This is a genomic window from Niabella yanshanensis (assembly GCF_034424215.1).
In the GTDB taxonomy this organism is placed as follows: Bacteria; Bacteroidota; Bacteroidia; order Chitinophagales; family Chitinophagaceae; genus Niabella; species Niabella yanshanensis.
Window position 1 is genome coordinate 1470953 of the sequence record NZ_CP139960.1, and the last position, 18571, is coordinate 1489523.

Here is an 18571-nt window from a genome sequence, read left to right on the forward strand (position 1 = left end):
TTATTCCGTTTTATTATTACGCACTGCATTTTCCAAGGCAGCCGCATTAAATACCATTGCAAAAGCCAGGTTCACAAAAATATTGGAAGGCATATTGTTGATGACTTCGTTGCCATAGCTACAAGCGAATATACCTGCAATTCCGGCATTGAGGGCAATCAATTTTACTTTTAGATTAGGATCGCGAATACCCCAGGTAATACCCAAACCTTTACCCAGTAAATACATAATCATACAAAACCATAGGGTAAATCCTACAATACCGGTTTGCGCCCAAACCTTTACCCAATAGCTGTCTGGTTCGATGGTAGACAAGTATTGATCGGCATTATATTCGTGACCAAACGCTCCGATAACACCCAGCCCACCACCAAACGGATGACTGCTAAGGTAGTCTGCCAGCTTCTTTTGATTAATAAATCGTAAATTAAGAGAAGCATCTTTGGGATCCAAGGCACTTCTAAAACGGAATATGGCATAATTACCACTTCCGATAGTGGTGAATTTCAGAAATCCTACAAACAAGCCTAAAATGACGCAACCTGCTAAAAGTATTTTAAACTTTTTTGTAAGTAATAACGCAAAGCCGCCACCGGCAATTAAAGCGAAAAATGCACCCCTGGTTCCCGATATCAACATGGCTATGCCAAATAACGGGACACTGGCCAGCAAGGCCAGTTTTATCTTCGTGTTTTTCAGACCCACAGCCAGTACCAGGGCCACTACTACGAAAACCGCCATTGAAGCACCATACTGCCCGGCATCGATGTAAAAAGAAAAAACCCTTAATTGTCCCCAAATCAAATGTGTTGGGAAATCTTCCACGAACTGCCTGTCACCAGCGCTGAGCCCAATGTATTTTTGCTTCATTCCGTATAGCGCCCCCAGGAACGATATGGTTAACAGCAGTTTTAAAATCTGGGAAATACGTTCCTTGGAGTTGATCAGCAGTAGCCCCAGGCCTGAAATAGCAACGGGATAAATTCCCATACCCCTTATCTCGGCCAGCCAGCCCCGGGGGCTTCCGCCAGCCGGGTTAAAAAGCTGAAGTATACAAAGTGCCAACCACCCCATATACAACCAGGTTAAATTTGTATTGAGCAGCGAGAAGTTCAGTTTGTCTGCATTATACCAGACACTTAACCATGTCATCAAAAGAAAAAATTCGATCCCCACTCCGTAGGGCAAATGCCCTATCTCGCGGTAAAAGAAAAAAAGAACAAAGCAGTAGATGATCAATATGACCAAACCAAAAAATGGATCCCTGAAAACCAGAATCAAATAGATTACAAAGGCCAAGAGCATTATCGGAACGAATGTAATTGCATAATTTTCATTCAAGACTGCAACTACACCAATTATTAGTGCCAATACAAGCCCGAGTGCAATGAGCAGGCGCTCCTTTGTCGACATTCTTATCTGATCGGACAATTTTCTCATAGTAACCAATCCATTCAAGTCTAAGTAGCGCTTACCACTTTTACCTTATTTAGTACCCACCCTAAGAACCCTTTTTGTGTAGACAAGTATTTGACAAACCCCATATCTCCCTCCGTAATTTTATTCCCGGCGGCAAATACAGCGATACTCTTGTCAGTAAACATGAGCCATTCCTTTACATTGTGAAGATCCTGAGCGCTATCAATATCAACGATGATCACATCAAATGTATCTTTTAAAATACTGAATCCGGCTATCAAACTGTTACTATCTTTTAACTCCAACAGCGAACTGTCTGAATTTTTACGATTTAAAATAGTAATCCTGTCTTCAATCAGAATCTCCTTTTTAACCAGAAACGATTCGAATACCTGGGCACCTTCAGCGGTCGATTTGCTCTTTTTGCTTCCACCCTGGTTCGTAACCAAACCCGTGAGGCTCTGATGATCGTTTGAAATCAGGAGCACATTTTTACCCATCATTGCAAAGGCATAGCTAAGACTTCCGGCGACAAAGCTTTTTCCTTCCCCATCAAGCAAACTGGTTATTCCCAAGACATTATTATTGCCCGAAAGTTCTTCAAGTAATTCAAACCTCAGTGATCGCAACAAATCTTTGTATACCGAATAGCTTAAGGTACTTCCCTTGTCTTCCCAAATATCTCTAAGATCTTTGTTGTCCTGATCAATTAAATTCAGGCTGCCAATCACTCTCTGACCAGTTGCTGCTGCCAAATGTTTGGGATTAGCAATAGCAGTATTCAGCATAAAGATCAGAAACAAGGTGAGCAGGCATATCATAAAACTTGATACACCGGAAAGACCGACATACAAAGCATTTTTTGAAGGTTCAGGAAGTTGAGGAAGCCCCGGCTCGGCTAAGTTCAGCCTGATACCGGCCTTCGTCAACATATTTGTTTGTTCCAGCAAAGCCTGGGCATCGGCGTACTCTTTTGCCGCCATTTCTGCATCCCTGGCAAGTGCAGACTGAGCGCCGTTTTCAGCGACCACACTACCGCCTCCCCCGCCGGAAGAACGTCGTGGCCCCAGTTTGGCCAGTTGCTGCTCAATTACGGTTAATGTGCTTTTGGCAGCTGCCAAATCATTCTCCAGTTTTATTTTGTCGTTAATCAGCCCCTGGCGTATAGCTGCTGCATTAGCGCCCACTGCCTGATCGCTACCCCTTGCAATAAGCCTCGCTTTGATACGTTGGAGTGAATCTAAAGAGGCTTTATCTTCCGGGCGAAAATTATTGTTAACCCATCGCTTATTAGCCAGGGCCAGCTGATTATCGATGTTAATGATTTCATTATTATCTCTCGAACTGTTGGGGGTGACATATCCGCCACTACCGCTTAATTTGCTATTTACTTCGGCCATTGCCCCCTGTAACGAACTTATATTTCTTATAACTGCAACTCTCTGAGACTCTGCTTCTGCTATCTGCTGATTGATAAAGTCACTTTGTTGCTGCGCACTGGATGCTCCTGCTGCATTAGATGCGGCACTTATAGATGAATTGATTAAGGCTGAGTTCTTTTTTTGCAATTCTGACTGCTTTTCACGTACAATCGTATCCAGCACTGCCAATGATTGTCGTTGGTTGGTTTGAGCTAAACCTGTGTAATAAGCTATAAAACCGGTGGAAACTGTATTCACCACAAACACAGAAAGTGCCGGATTGGAGGAAGTAAATTCAACTTTTATAAAATCGCTCTCTCCGTTACGATAAACGTCGAGTTTTTCGGACAGGCTTTTATCGTCATAACCAACAGATTTCAACAGATCAAATAGTTTTATTTTTCCATTATCTGCAATTGAAATAAGAGCACCGGTTTGGTATCGCTGTTCATATTCTCTGATGGCCTGCTCCCGCTGGTCCGGGCTTAACTTCTTCATTGCATCGGAATAGGGTTTAAACGGATTCTGAGGATTTTGCAAATCGTGAATAATGAGCTGATACGAAAGCAGGCTGATCCGTTTTTTGGACTTAATCATTTCCAGAAGGTTACCAAATTGCTGACTCAGTTTAAAATAGTCCATATTCTTTTCAGCACTCAGTGCAGCGTCCTGAAACTGGCTGGTGAGCCCTGTTGAAATGAGTGCTTCCGACCTATACTGTCTTGGTAATGTCTTCACCATAAAATAGGTAGCAACCACACATACAATGGGAATCACGATCAACAGCCATTTGAACCGTAGGGCATATTTAATAAATTCCTTCAGGTTAAGATTAAAATTCATACAAACGATAATATATTATTTACAGTGTCGAAGATCTGTTGATTGATACTACTGCCGAGCTGTTTTTCACTCGATAGCGAACAGTTTACTTCACATCTTCCAACTTCTTACCAATAATTTCTTCCAGCAAATTTTTTGATTTCAGGAATGCCACTTCAGCAGCAAGAGCAAGGGCATCAGCCTGGGTAGCGGCGTTTCTCGATTCGGTATACACATCAATACCTATTTCAGAACGTTCATACTTTGCTTTGACATCACTCATAATACCCTTGTAATTTTGAGAGGCAAGCGACCGGATCTCTAGTGTTCTCCTGGCTAATAAAAAATCATAGTAGCGGGATTTAACTTCATTATTGAGCGTAGCGTCGTATTGCTCTCTCTCTGCCTTGGCGATGGTATACTCTGCTTTTGCTGTTTTTACCAGTCCCGGCTTAGAAAAAAGGTTACCGATATTTACAGTGACACCCGTTAAAAAGCCTTGTGTGATAATTTGCCCCTGGGTGTTAATGCCAACACCTCCATTATCTGCGTTTGACCTACTACGCTGAGGCTGATAATAATAACCAATATTGAAAATATCGAGCCAGGTTAATTTAGCAATGTTCACTGCTATCTGAGCACGTTCCAATCGCGCGTCCGCTGCTTTTTTCGCGGGAAAATGCTGCCTGGCAAGCGTAATATATTTATCAAGCGTTTTATCATCAATATCCTCAATAATAGACTCTTGTGAAAACGCAAAGCTGTAACCTGTACATAGGAATAAGAGAAAAAAAATAGCTTTCATGGTAGAAGTTATGTTTTGATCAGAAATTATACTTTTTCTTTTTGCAACATAGCGGGTATAGTCTTAAAAATAATTTTTAGATCCATTAAAAAAGAACCATCCTTCGCATATGTATTATCCAGTAGTTTACGTTCACTTTCAGACATCTCGGCCTTACCCCTTTTGCTGATCTGCCAGAGGCCGGTGATCCCGGCGGGCCCGAGAAACCGCATCGCAAACTCATCAGAGGTCAATTGCTCGGCCTCGTACAGTGGCAAAGGCCGGTTGCCAACAATAGACATATCACCTTTTAGAACATTGATAAGCTGGGGTAATTCGTCTATACTCGTCTTACGCAAAAAGTTTCCGAATCTTGTAATTCGTGGATCATTTAATATTTTGACAAACGCTTTCTGACCACCTTCTTCGCCCGATGCATATTGATTATTGGTTTGACTGAGCTTGGCAAGCTTCTTATCTGCATCCGCCACCATGGACCGAAACTTGTAAAAATCAAATATTTTATATCCGCTCCCCGCCCTTTTGCTTTTATATACCACAGGGCCCCTGCTTTCCAGCTTTATCAAAACCGCAATTAAAATAAACAGCGGACATAATAACAGCAGTAGCACCGACGAAACAAAAATATCGAAAAGTCTTTTTCCTAACGGCATCTTATACTCGGTGGCTTTAACCGACAACTTGCCGGAATCATGAGGCTTTAATAATTTGAATCGGATCAAAAAACTGATTCGCTCAAATATCAATGCGGCGTTAAATGGCTTAAAATAGATATCATTGGCTTTGGCCTCAAGCGCTTTCTGATGAAGTTCAGTTTTATTGGAAGAGGACAATAAAATCACGATAATGCCTGAAGTTAATGCATTTTCCCTGATAGCTTTAACCTGGTTGAAAACACGCAACTCATCATCGTTATACATTTCTATTAACAATGCATAAGGTAAGTCGACCATCGACGAATTAGATAATTGATTATTAAAATCAATTACACTATCATACCTGTCAATGCGATAATTAAGATAACCCTCGCCTTCAACAATTTCATCAAAAAACGTATTTCCTATGTAGGCAATCCCTACAGTCTGGCTTAGTCCGTTAGTTTTCAGAGGCGGTAATCTTTGTGTGTTCGAAAAGTAAATATCTGACTGCATCTTTCAACTTGGTTGGATTAAAGGGTTTTTGAAAAATTTCATTTACAGGAAATGGTAATTGAGTTTCCAGCATTTTTGTATCTGATGTGCCCGTAAGCACTATTACAGGAATTTTTGAAAATATTCCACTGATTTTTATAGACTTAAGAAACTCAGGACCGTTAAAATACGGCATATTAATATCCAATATTATCAAATCAGGTTTGTTACTCTCTTCGAGCCATTGTATGGCTTCATATCCATTGCTTTTCAAAACAGTACTATAATCCTTTGCTAAAACAAACTCCAGGAGCTTTAAAATGGTGGGCTCATCATCGACTATAAGTATAGTTTTTTTATGCATATATTTCATTTAGGGAATACCCTGTAAAATTAAGTACAAGATAGTAAATAACTGATATTCTGCTTAAATAATATCAGCCAATGCCCACTTTGGTGCCAATACGGGGGAGGCCGCCACTATTTGGTGTTCTCCAATGCCTTTTCTATCGTAGTTACCAGGCTTTTATTGTGAGGAGGTAACAAAAATGTTTTATGATCTCCGCTCACATCGTACACAATTACGTCTTTTGTATAATTCCGCCAGCCCAGATAAACAGGGTCGTCAAGAAAATAGATCCGATCCTGAACCCGGAATAAATGGACGCGAACATCAAGTGGCTTCATCCTGTAGTTGCAAAAAGCCCTTGTATAAGCCTCGATCACATTTTCACCATAATCATAGATCTTTTCGTCCTCTGTTTCAACATAGTTCTTAAATACTTTATATTTCAGGAATGACCACTGATATAATATCACCTCTTTAGGCGACCGGAAAAGATTGGCTCCGATAAAGAGCGCCTTTTTCGACTGACGCTGCAGCGTTTGAAATATCTTTTGTGTTTTATTGGCGGGCGCTTCCCGGCCTCCTACATTGGTGTCGAGAATGCCAAGCATCTTAACCTTTTTACCCATGGCCATCAGTTGCCTGGCCATTTCATAGGCTACCACTCCTCCGTAAGAGTAGCCTATAATAATATACGGCCCCTCAGCGTTATGTACTAAAATCTCTTTTAAATATCTTGCAGATATAGTTTCGATACTGTCGAGATGCGCTGTATCTCCATCCAGCCCCAGTGCCTGAATACCATATAATGGTTGATCATCGCTCAGGAAAGGTTCTAGATTTTTATATAAAAGAATGTTTAAAGCGCCCCCGTGTATAAGATAAATGGGCGGCTTCGAACCCGACTTTTTAATTTCTACCAGTATTTTTTGTTCGACAGTAGCATCGGCATTTATAAGCTTTGCGATAGAGACGATGGTGGGATGTTGAAATAGTGTAGCAATAGGGAACCGCACTCCCATCTCTCTGCTAATCCGGTTCATTACTTTAACCGCTATCATAGAATGTCCACCCAGCTCAAAGAAGTTATCTTCGGTAGTTAAACCGTTAATACCCAGCTCTTCTTCCCAAATTGTCATTATTTTTTGCTCAACCTGGCTAATTGCAGCCTGAGGTTGGGCAGGAGCATCTCCAACCGCAGCCTGCTTTCTTTTTTGAAAATCAGGGGGCGTTATTTGTTTAACATCAACTTTACCATTAGGACTAAGCGGGAAAACCTTCTTTTTTACCCAATACGATGGTACCATGAAATAGGGCAGATTCACTCTCAGCTCGTGACCCCAGTTGACAATCGTCTCTTTCGAAAATTCACCGGTTCCGTTCTCTTCATCAATTTGGGGGATAATATAGGCTACTATAGCTTTTTCTCCTGTATGATCTTCAAGAACAGTAGCAACAACGTCCTTTACATTATTGAGACGCGACAGGTGGTACTCTATTTCACCGAGTTCTATTCGGAAGCCCCTTATTTTCACCTGGTTATCGATTCTTCCCTCATATTTTATTTCGCCATTCTTCTTAAAGCGGCCCAGATCCCCGCTTTTATACATTTTCGCGCCGGCAATATTCGCGAAAGGATCTCTTACAAACCGGGTAGCCGTTAAATCAGCTCTTTGCCAATATCCCTTAGACACCCCCTCACCACCTATGTATATTTCGCCCATTTCGCCTTCAGCAACCTCTTTAAGATTTTCATCCAGAATATAAACAGGCGTATCAAGAATAGGTGCGCCAATCGTGATTCTTTCGTCACTCATAATTCTGGTTAATGTACAGATCACTGTAGTTTCTGTGGGGCCATATACGTTATATAATGCCTGGCATCTGGGCAAAAGCTCTTTGGCCAAAGAAGGCAGCAATGTTTCCCCGGCAGAAAGCAGTTTTACAGGTATGCGCCTGCTCCAATCGGCAGTAAGCATCAGCTTAAACGTGATAGGCGTGGCCAGAATGATGCTGATATTCCTTTTGAGCACCTCTTCCAACAAAAGCTGCCCGTCTTTTACCGTTTCATTTCCGGTTAATACCAACTCGGCACCATTGACCAGGCATAAGTAATTATCAAAACACGAAGCATCAAAAGAAATACTTGATACCGATAAGAATTTATCCCGATCGGTAATTTGAAATGCATCTTGCATTCCTCTCAGAAAATGCACCAGGTTGCGGTGAGTTACCATGGCGCCTTTAGGCTTTCCGGTTGAACCGGATGTATATAAAATATAAGCTAATGTATCCGACCCGTAGTTGATTTCCGGATCGGTTATAACACCCTTGTTCAATTCAACCTCAATGGTGGCCAGATCAACCCCGATGGCCTTCCCGTTAGAAAATTCAGTACCAGCTCCCGAGCTGATCATGAACTGGGCATCTGCATCTTCTACCAGGAATGTAACCCTTTCTCCAGGATAGTTAGGATCGATAGGAATATAAGCTGCACCACATTTTAACACCGCCACAATCGATACGATGATATCGATACCCCGTTCTAATATAATCGCCACACGATCGTTTGCCTGGAGCCCGCGGCTGAGCAGGTAATGCGCGAGCCGGTTAGATGCCGAATTGAGTTCCTCGTAAGTCAATGCCTGATCTTCGAGTCGAACTGCCACATGCTTTGGAAAAGCCAGCACCGACTCCCGGAATAAATCTATAATTGTTTTTTCCAGGATCTGTTCACCATTCGAGGCGAGTGACCGCGTGAACAGGCTTTCCCGGTTGGCAAGGGATATATTACTGATGCGCAGCCCGGGATTTGCCGTAACCTGGTTGATCACATTCCGGAAAGAGTTCATCAGGCTCTGGATATCAGTAGCATCGAACAAATCAGACTGGTAATAGATCTGGAAATAAATAAGCCCGTCTCTCTTGTAGGTATCAATATAAAATTCCAGACTACTGCGTTCCTCGGTGATGAATGCAGTCTCATGCTCAATATCAATAAATGAAAAGTTTTTATCCACTTTTTCGAACTGGCTGCCGAAACTTACTGATATAAATTTATTTTTTGCCGCACGATTGAATTTAACCTTCTTCAATACTGACCCAAACGTCACTTTCTGATGATCAAAATCGCTCAACATTTCCGCACGTCTCCGCTCTAAAAAACTGCGGAACGATTGCCCGCTGCTAACCAGCGTTCTAACCGGAAGCATATTGATCGTATGCCCTATTAAAGTATAACCTGACACGGAAAGGTGATCGGTAGCCGGAAGCCCTATAACAAAATCTTTCTGACCTGTCTGTTTATAAATAAACACTTCAAACAAGGTTCTCAGCAGAATGGTAAGGGTTGTGTTCCCGTTTGCAGCGAGTTTCTCGACTGCTTCCGTCTCGGATGCGGACAGCATATAAGCATCAACAGCACTTTTAAAGGTTCGTTGACCGGGATCGGGGTACTTAGATGCTAAGTCCACTGCTTCCGGGATATCCCCGTCGAATTTGGAAATCCAGTAAGCCTGGTCGCGCGCATACCGCTCGCTCCGGTAACGTTTCTGTTCATGCAACGCGTAGCTGCTGAATTTTACTGCCTTATCCAGCTCAGGCAGGTGCCCCAACTGAAACCCGTTATATAATTGGCTGACTTCCCTTATGATCACGTCGAACGAACCACCGTCGCAAATCAGATGATGAATTACGAAAAGCAGCAGGTGTTTTGTATCAGACAATTTTACCAGGCTGACCCTGAAAAGGATATCGTGCTCCAGATCAAAGGGCTTTTCATATTCCTTTTTTAAAAAATCTCCTACGAAAGCTTCCTGCTCCTCGGGCTTCAGGGCCGATATGTCTGTTGTAAATAAAGGTAACGGTGCATTCCGTTTTAAGTACACTTCTGCCCCATCTGAACTGAATGTAGCACGAAGCAACTCGTGCCGACGCATCATTTCCTGAAAAGCATTTTCCAGGGCCTTCATGTTTACATTGCCGTTAAGATATTCGGCATGCGCAACATTATACGAAACATTAATTTCATCGCCGCCAATTATACAATTTTGCCAGATTTCTAATTGGGGCTCAGTTGCAGGAAAAGTTTCAGTGAAAATTTCCTCATCCTGTAAATACCATTCAGTCACCGGCTCTTTATCGGTCGATTGGGATCGAGTGTTTGCCAGTTCCGCGGCAAAATATTGTAATACGGGATACCGGAAAAGGGTTGTAAGCGGCAGGCCGATGCCGGTACGTTTTTCGAGCATCCGTGTAACGCGAACAGCCAGCAAAGAATGCCCCCCTAGTTCAAAGAAATTATCATAAAGACCGATTTCCTCTTTTCCAAATACATCCTTCCATATCTCTGCCAGCAGTAACTCTTCGTTTGTTTGAGGTGCAACATATTTATGCGCCTGCATTTCCGGAGCGGGAAGGCGCTTTTTGTCAACTTTTCCATTTTGTGTTAACGGCAGTTCGTCTACGATTACGAAAATGCCGGGCACCATATAATCCGGAAGTTTGTTCCGGAGTATTTCCCTCCATACCTGCTTCACTTGGGCTTCGTCTTCTACCTTTTCTTTTAAAACCACGTAAGATGCCAGATATTCGTTGCCGGGGCTATCGCTCCTCACAACGGTTACCACGTTCTTTATCCCACTAATGGTTGACAGGTGATAATCGATCTCTCCTAACTCTATGCGATATCCTCTTAACTTTACCTGGTCGTCAATTCGTCCTTTAAACAACAATACATCGTTATTCAACATAACGGCATTATCGCCGGTCTTATACATTCTTCCGTTCGCTACAAACGGATCCGGCAGGAAACGCTCACGGGTTAATGCTTCATTTTTGTAATACCCTTCGGCTACACAAACACCCCCGATATAAATTTCACCCGTAATGCCTTTCGGTACCAGGTTTAAAGCGCTGTCTAAAAGATAAATATTGGCATTGGATATAGGTACACCAATAGGCACAGCCGACAATTGATCCGCAACAGTATAATCATAAATCATACAGCCAACAGTAGCTTCTGTGGGACCATATTCGTTGCAGATAAGCACATTGCCATTAAATAATTCGTGCACCTCCTTCGACACGGAAGTTTCCAGTTCCTCCCCTCCCACTATTAAAGTGATAAACTGCGCCGGTAACCGGCTGCGTATCGCATGGCTGTCTTTTACAAGTTTCAGATGCGAAGGGGTAAGTTTGACCACGTTGATCTGATCGTCGGCAAATATTTTTTCCAGCATCGTCACAGGCTCCTCTTCTTCGTAAATCTTCAGAAGGCTTCCGGATACCAGGGGTGAAAAAATAGAGGTAATAGTGAGGTCGAACGAAATGGATGTGTATAAAGGGAAGGCGCCCGGCTTCCCCTTCAGGTAGTATGCTACCGCCCAGCTTATATAATTCACCAACGATTTATTGGCGATCATGACACCTTTGGGTCGCCCGGTAGATCCGGAAGTATATAATATATACACAAGACTGTCGGGGTTAATCACAACATTGGGCAGCGTAGCGGGATATTCCGACAGATCAGACCTGATATCTTCTACTAACACTTCAAGCGCACCAGTGGTAAACCTGCTTTTATACCGGGTTGAAGTAAGTAATATTTCGGCCCCTGAGTTTTCCAGCATATACTCTATGCGTTCCCGCGCATACTGCGGATCGAGTGGCACAAAAACGCCCCCGGCTTTAACTACCGCCAGTAGTGAGAGTACAAGATCAACGCTTCTATCCATCGCCACACCTACAACCACACCCTTTTGTACACCCTTTTCTATAAGGGAATGCGCCATTTTATTAGACAGGTCGCTAATTTCACGGTAGGTGTAAACCACTCCTTTAAACTCCAATGCTGTTTTTTCTGCGTTGACTAAAGAAGAATCGTTAATCAGCCCGGCAAGCGTTTCGCCTTTATACCGGATATCATTACTACCATTCCAATTGGTCCAGTAGTTGGTCAACGATTGCTCACTCTGGAGTTTTAGATCAATTATTTTTTTTTCAGGATTTTCTACTATCTGTGAAAGCAAAAATGAATACTTTTCCATCAAACCTTTAATGGTTGATGCACTGTATAGCTGCGTGTTATACGACCACTGCAACTCGTACCCCTCTTTATGATCGGCTATATTGAGAAACAGCTCATAGGTTTCAGAAACCCTCTTGTTATGAATCAGTTTATATTCCAGCCCCTCAAATCCCACCTGAAGATCTATACCCAGGTCGATATTTAAAGAAACCGGTGCCAGGGGCATACGCGATAAATCCCGTTGCATCTTCAGTTCCTTCAGAAATGAGCCAAATGTGAACCGTTGTTTCTCATAATCCTGAAGCAGTTTTGATTTACGTAAATGCAGGTAATCTGCAAACCTGGTTTCGGGCAGCGGATTGCTTCGCAGGGGCAACAGGTTGACGCAATGACCAACGAGCGTGAAGTTTTCGGTAGCGGCCTGTCCTGAAGTTGGAAGGCCGATCACGATGTCTTCATGGCCTGTATATTTCTGCAGCAGTACTTCAAAAGCAGCCATTAATATGCTTACGAAGCTTGCCCCATACTTAACTCCGGTTTCCTTAACCTGATCAGCTAAAGCAGCCGGCAGTATATAATCATCCCTTCGTCCTTTATAAGTTCTTACCGGTGGCCGTGGAAAATCAGGCGGTATCTCAAAGACAGGAACCGTGCCTTCGTATTCCTTTTTCCAGTATTGTACAATATCTTTATAAGCGGATGTTTGTTCAAATAAAATGTTTTCCACCGCGTATTTACTAAACTCCGCGGCTTCAACAGGTAATGGTGTGCCTTTGATTTTTGCGTTGTAAAACCGGCTTAGGTCTTCCAGCAAAATACTTAAAGACCATCCATCGCAAACCAGGTGATGTACCGTTATAACAAAGCTGTACTGTTTATCATTCAGTTGAAACAGAGCAAAGCGGATGAGAGGTCCGTGTATGATGTCGAAGGTTGTGGACGCATCCTTCCATAAGTACGCTTCCAGTTCTTTCTGTTGTTGCGCTGCAGTTTCCGATGTCAGATCATAGTAATCGAAAAGGATGTCCTGATTTTCATAAATGATCATTTTACTTCCATCGTCACTGAAAGATGCCCTTAAAGACTCATGCCTTTTAACAACTTCCCGGGCACACTCTTTAAGCAGAACGGTATTCAATTCGCCGGTGAAATGCAAAGACATCGACAGGTTGTAGGCCAGGTTGGCATCTTCACCTCCTAACAGGCAGGATGCAAACACCTCCTTTTGTGATTCGGTGCATGGAACTACTTTTTGTATTATATCTCCATCAAATGGATCAAAATCAACAGGAACCCTGGTGTTTAAATTAGAATGACTCATTAAATTGAAATTTGCAAATATCGCCCCGGGTTATTATCATCCTTTACAAACCAAGCGGGATTTCCGTTTTTATCTTTTCCTAACCTGGCTCCGGCTAGCGGAGCATCTGAGTTGCTTATAATTTTTATTCCGCCCAATAAGGGATTCTGTGTTTCGTTAGATAGCACCTGGGCCTTATCAGCAGCTGATTCACTATTAACGTTATTTACATTGCCATGTGTCGAAAGAATGCCGGCCTGCACTTCCTGTAACCGGGCTACTTGTTGGGTAAGGGCATGCATCTGCGACAGAATAGCTTCCAGAATATGCTTTGTATCTGAATCAGCAGCCTGCAGGCCGGGTTGCTTCATGATGGATGCTGAAGCATTGGCGCGTTGGCGGTCAAAATTCAATATATCGGCCGATACGCTGGTTGCGAGATAGTCTGACAGTTTTTTAATCGTTCCGTACTCCTCATTCAGCTGTTTAAAAGTGATGGGCACTTTAAATTCCCGTTTTAAAGTACTGGCAATCTGGGTTAACAGCAATGAGTCAAACCCTAATTCTATAAAGCTGAGATTGGGATTAAAATCCTCCATTTTATTTCCTGAAGCCTCTTCCAATATGGATATTATTCTTTTCAGCGGTTGATCTGCAGTTAAATCACCTCCATCTGCGCCTTCCTCGTTTTCTGAAGAAAACGCGGAGATTGAACCATCACTGACCTGCTGAACATGAGCTGGCTCAATCCAATACTTCTTTTTATCGTAGGCATACGTTGGAAGATTATGCAGATGAGCAATACCGGTCCCTTTTTGAACAAGACTCCAGTTCATATTGACGCCAGCCGTCCATAATTTGGCAATTGCCTTATTGACAGATATAAGATCGTTATTTACTTTTCCCGTTTCGATAGAATGAATAGCCCGTGAAGCCAGTTGGGTATTGTGTTGCTTAATGAGGGTTGTAGTGGCATTTCCCGGTCCTACTTCCAGGAAAACGGGATTAAGCGCCGATACAAGTTCGCTGATCGCATCACTGAAGTTAACTGTGGCCCTGGCGTGTTCCGACCAATACGCTGCATCCTGCGCCTGGCTATCTGTAAGCCAACTGGCCATAACAGTTGAAAGAATAGGGATTTTAGGAGCTGATAACTTACAGGATGCAATCACATCTTTTAAGGGAGCAAGTATCGGATCCATCATTCCTGAATGAAAAGCATGGCTGGTGCGAAGTGACTTATTGATGATCTGATGTTCGTCAAGCAAAGCCGAAAACCGGTTCACCTCAACCACATCTCCCGAAACAACGCAAAGATTTGGGGCATTAATAGCTGCCACCGACAGCGAATCTGGCATTAGTGAGCGCACTTTATCCCCGGGTGCCCTAACAGACAACATGGTACCGGCAGGCAATTGGCTGATAAGACTAGCCCGTGCCGCGACTATTTTGATTACGTCTGACAACGACATAACACCGGCTAAGTGGGCGCACACAAATTCTCCTATGCTATGCCCTACCATAGCTACCGGATTTATCCCAATGCTCATGTAGTATTTTGCCAAAGCATAAGATACAATGAAGGTAGCCGGTTGTGTATAGTAGGTATTTTTTAACTTTTCTGATGCTGCTTCCGACTCTTCTGCGAAAAGAACATTTCTGATATCTTCATTAATGATATGCATTAGCAACTCCGCACATTCATCAACAGCAGCCTTATAAACGGGTTCGTTGTCATACAATTCTTTCCCCATGTTCACAAATTGCGAGCCCTGGCCCGGAAAAACAAAAACGAGGTTAGGGTCGCTTTCCGCGATGGTTCGCGTCTCTACCCGGAGAAGCTCTTCATCCTCCAGCTGTGCGCGGAGACCGGCGATATCCCTGGCAACCAGCGCTGTTCTTACACCCAGTGACGGGCGTGTGGTTTGAAGATGGCGAGCTATTGCGGTAAGACTGCTACTGCTGTTCTTTTGAATAAAGGATAACAGCTTTTTACCAAAAAGGATGTTGCTCCGTTCCGTTTTCGAAGACCAGCTGATAATTTGCGCGCCAGACTCAACATCCTTTTGGGAAGCTAACTGCTCTACTTCTTCCAGTATAATATGAACATTAGTTCCCCCAATTCCAAATGAACTAACACCTGCCATTCTTTTTCCTTTAACCCTCCAATCTTTCAATTGAGTATTGACAACAAAAGGACTGTTCGTGAAATCTATGGAAGGATTGGGTGTTTTGTAATTGACGGAGGGCACCAGTTTCCTGTTAAATAAAGAAAGAGATGTTTTGATAACACCTGCGACCCCTGCTGCATGCGTAAGATGCCCGATATTACTCTTTACAGAACCTATTGCACAATATTGCTGCTCCTGCTGCTCTCCGAACGCAAGTTTCAATCCTTCTACTTCAATAGGATCTCCCAATGGAGTGGCCGTACCGTGGGCTTCTATATAAGAGATATCAGCAGCTTCTACCCCTGCATCCTGGATTGCCATAGATATAGCTTCTGCCTGACCACCCGTACTTGGCGCCGTAAAGCTACCCTTACCACCTCCATCATTGTTTACACCAATGCCCTTAATAACCGCGTAAACCAGATCCTTATCAGCCAACGCATCTTCTAACCGTTTTAATAAAACCACACCCGCCCCGTCACTGAACACAGTTCCCTTTGCCTGTGCATCAAAGGGCCTGCACCGGCCATCGTCGCTAAACATAGCTCCCTCTTCATACAAATGACCGCTTTTCACAGGTACGTTTACAGCTACCCCCCCCGCAATAGCGGCATCACACTGACCCAGCCTTAAACTTTCTACCGCCTGCGCAATAGCCAGCAACGAAGTGGAACAGGCGGAGTTGACATTGACAGCCGGGCCTTTCAAATTTAAATGATAAGCCACCCGGGTGGCGAGGTAATCTTTTTCCGAAACAGACATGGTTTGGTAGTACCCCTGCGTTTCTATCTTATCTTTATTGAAAAAAACGTTATTATTAAAATATGTGTTGGTGTTGCTTCCGGCAAATACGCCTATTTTATACCCATCATCATCATTCAGCAAACCGGTCGTCTCCAGAACTTCCCTAGACACCTCAAGAAATATCCGCATTTGCGGATCCATCAACTCGGCCAGTTTCGGGTTGATACCGAATAAACCGGCGTCAAAATGATCTACATCGTCCAGTATCCCCCTTGCCCGAACATATAACGGGCTATTTAATATCGATTCGGGAACGGCCTTATCAATCTCTTCTTTCTCGAAAAAACTGATGGTTTCCTTGCCCTCTTTTAAAACTTCCCAGAACGCCTCAATCGTTGCGGCTCCGGGAAATCGCCCCGCCATTCCAACAATAGCAACGCCAGCCCCGTTATCCTTTTTACGCAATTTCGAGGAAACCCTTTTTTCTACGGTACTTTTATCAAGTAAAGATCCTAGTTCACGAATAGTGGGATACTGATACAGCTTGGTAATCGGAATATCATATTTGTGGTGCTGCTTCAGGGCCAGAATGGTTTTTTGAGCCAGAATGGAGTTACCACCCAATTCAAAAAAGTTATCATTCACACCTACAACTTCCATTTGCAACAGTTCCCTCCATACCGTTGCTATATTCTTTTCGGTTTCCCCCTTGGGTTGCTGAAACAGTACGTTCAGATCGGGTCGTTCAAATTTAGGAGTGATCAGTGCCTTTTTGTTTACCTTGCCACTGGCCGTTTTGGGAATTTCATTGAGCCATATAAAAGCAGAGGGGATCATGTAGTCTGGCAAACTCTTTTGTAAAAACGTCTTTACGGCCTGCGTGTCCTTTTGCTCATTTCTGGCAACCATATAAGCTACCAATTTTTTCTGAGCAGCATTATCGCCCTGCGCTATTACTACGCAATTAGCAATTTCAGCATATTGCATCAGCGCTGTCTCAATTTCACCCAATTCGACCCTAAACCCCCTGATTTTGATCTGGTCGTCAATCCTTCCTAAAAATTCTATATTCCCATCATCCAGCAGCCGGGCAAGATCGCCGGTCTTATAAATACGACCAATACCTGTATCTCCTTTATGTTCAATGAATTTTTCGCGTGTCAGGTCTGGCCGGTTAACATATCCTTCTGCCAATGCAATGCCCCCAATATACAGCTCTCCTTGTACGCCGGGCTTTACCTCATTCAACTCCTTATCAAGAATATAAATATTAACAAGTTTTATCGGCCTGCCAATGCCGGGCAAATCAGGCCATTCATTAGCGTCGCCCTCCAGCGCCAGGCTTGTTACAACATGAGCTTCTGTGGGTCCATATTGGTTAAAAAGTTTGACACCGTTGATTTCGGAGAAAAATGCCCGCACCTGCGGCGTTATTTTTAATTGTTCGCCTGCGGTCATCACTTCCTTCAAAGAGCGCGGGTAAGTTTTAGACTGAAAAGCCGATTCACATAACATCTGCAGGGCAACAAAGGGCAGGAACAACCGGTTAATCTGGTGTGTTTCCAAAAAAGAAAGTAAAGCTGCAGGATCGAGCCTCAGATCGTCGTCGATCAGAAACAAAGTGCCGCCGACAGCAAAAGTTGAAAAAATTTCCTGAAACGATACATCGAAGGTAAGCGGGGAGAAATTCACCGTCCGTGATAGCGCGCCCATCTCAGAGTTTTCAACCTGCCATTGGATAAGGTTAACAAGTGCCTGCTGCCTCATTAAAACCCCCTTGGGCCTGCCTGTAGAACCCGAAGTAAAGAGTACGTAGGTATACAATGCGTTTTTCTGAACCTGTAATTGCGCCGCTGCAACATTGCCAGCATCATCATATAGCTCCGGATCGGGATCTATCAGAAGTTTACCTGGAAATAACTGTTTGTATTTGGAAGCCGATACAACTGCTTTAGGACTGGCATCTTCAAGCATAAAAGAAATACGCTCCTGAGGATAAGAAGGGTCCACCGGCATATAAGCTGCCCCTACCTTTAGTATTGCAATAATAGAAATGATTACATCAAAACCTTTATCCAGGCAAATGGCTATAATATCATTAGCTACGATATTTTCAGACGCCAGGTGTTGGGCCAGAATTGTTGCCCTTTCATTTAACTGGGCGTATGTAAGCTGTTGATCTCTGTAAAACAGGGCTACAGCGTCAGGTGCTATAACTACCTGATTGTGAAAAATTTCGATTAGCGAAGTCTCCAAGCTCCATCCGGCTCCAGCTTTACCAGAGGAATTAATTCGTTCATTCATAGCCAAGTTTACTGCTTTTTTTTTTTTACAGCCAAAATCGGTTTTAACGCAAGCCTCAATATGAAAAGTCACCCTCAAGTA

General features: G+C 43.3%; 7 protein-coding genes. All 7 read right to left on the reverse strand.

Features of this window, described 5'->3' with window-relative positions; genetic code table 11:
* Positions 1–1440: an O-antigen ligase family protein gene (locus U0035_RS05780; protein WP_162817733.1), complete on the reverse strand. Its 1440-nt coding sequence runs from the start codon at positions 1438–1440 to the stop codon at positions 1–3.
* 20 nt (positions 1441–1460) lie between these two features.
* Positions 1461–3683: a GumC domain-containing protein gene (locus tag U0035_RS05785; protein ID WP_114789078.1), complete on the reverse strand. Its 2223-nt coding sequence runs from the start codon at positions 3681–3683 to the stop codon at positions 1461–1463.
* A gap of 85 nt (positions 3684–3768) precedes the next feature.
* Positions 3769–4467, reverse strand: coding sequence for a TolC family protein (locus U0035_RS05790; protein WP_114789079.1), 699 nt, complete (start codon positions 4465–4467; stop codon positions 3769–3771).
* A gap of 26 nt (positions 4468–4493) precedes the next feature.
* Entirely contained in the window at positions 4494–5618 is a 1125-nt protein-coding gene (locus U0035_RS05795; protein WP_114789080.1) for a sugar transferase, read from the reverse strand.
* Complete coding sequence (locus tag U0035_RS05800) at positions 5563–5961, reverse strand: response regulator (protein ID WP_114789692.1); 399 nt, start codon at positions 5959–5961, stop codon at positions 5563–5565. Before U0035_RS05800 ends, U0035_RS05795 begins: the two co-directional genes overlap by 56 nt.
* Positions 5962–6077: 116 nt before the next feature.
* Positions 6078–13292: a non-ribosomal peptide synthetase gene (locus U0035_RS05805; protein ID WP_114789081.1), complete on the reverse strand. Its 7215-nt coding sequence runs from the start codon at positions 13290–13292 to the stop codon at positions 6078–6080.
* Positions 13292–18490, reverse strand: a complete 5199-nt coding sequence (locus U0035_RS05810; protein ID WP_162817734.1) for a polyketide synthase — start codon at positions 18488–18490, stop codon at positions 13292–13294. The genes U0035_RS05805 and U0035_RS05810 overlap by 1 nt, the downstream gene beginning before the upstream one ends.
* Positions 18491–18571 lie beyond the last annotated feature (81 nt).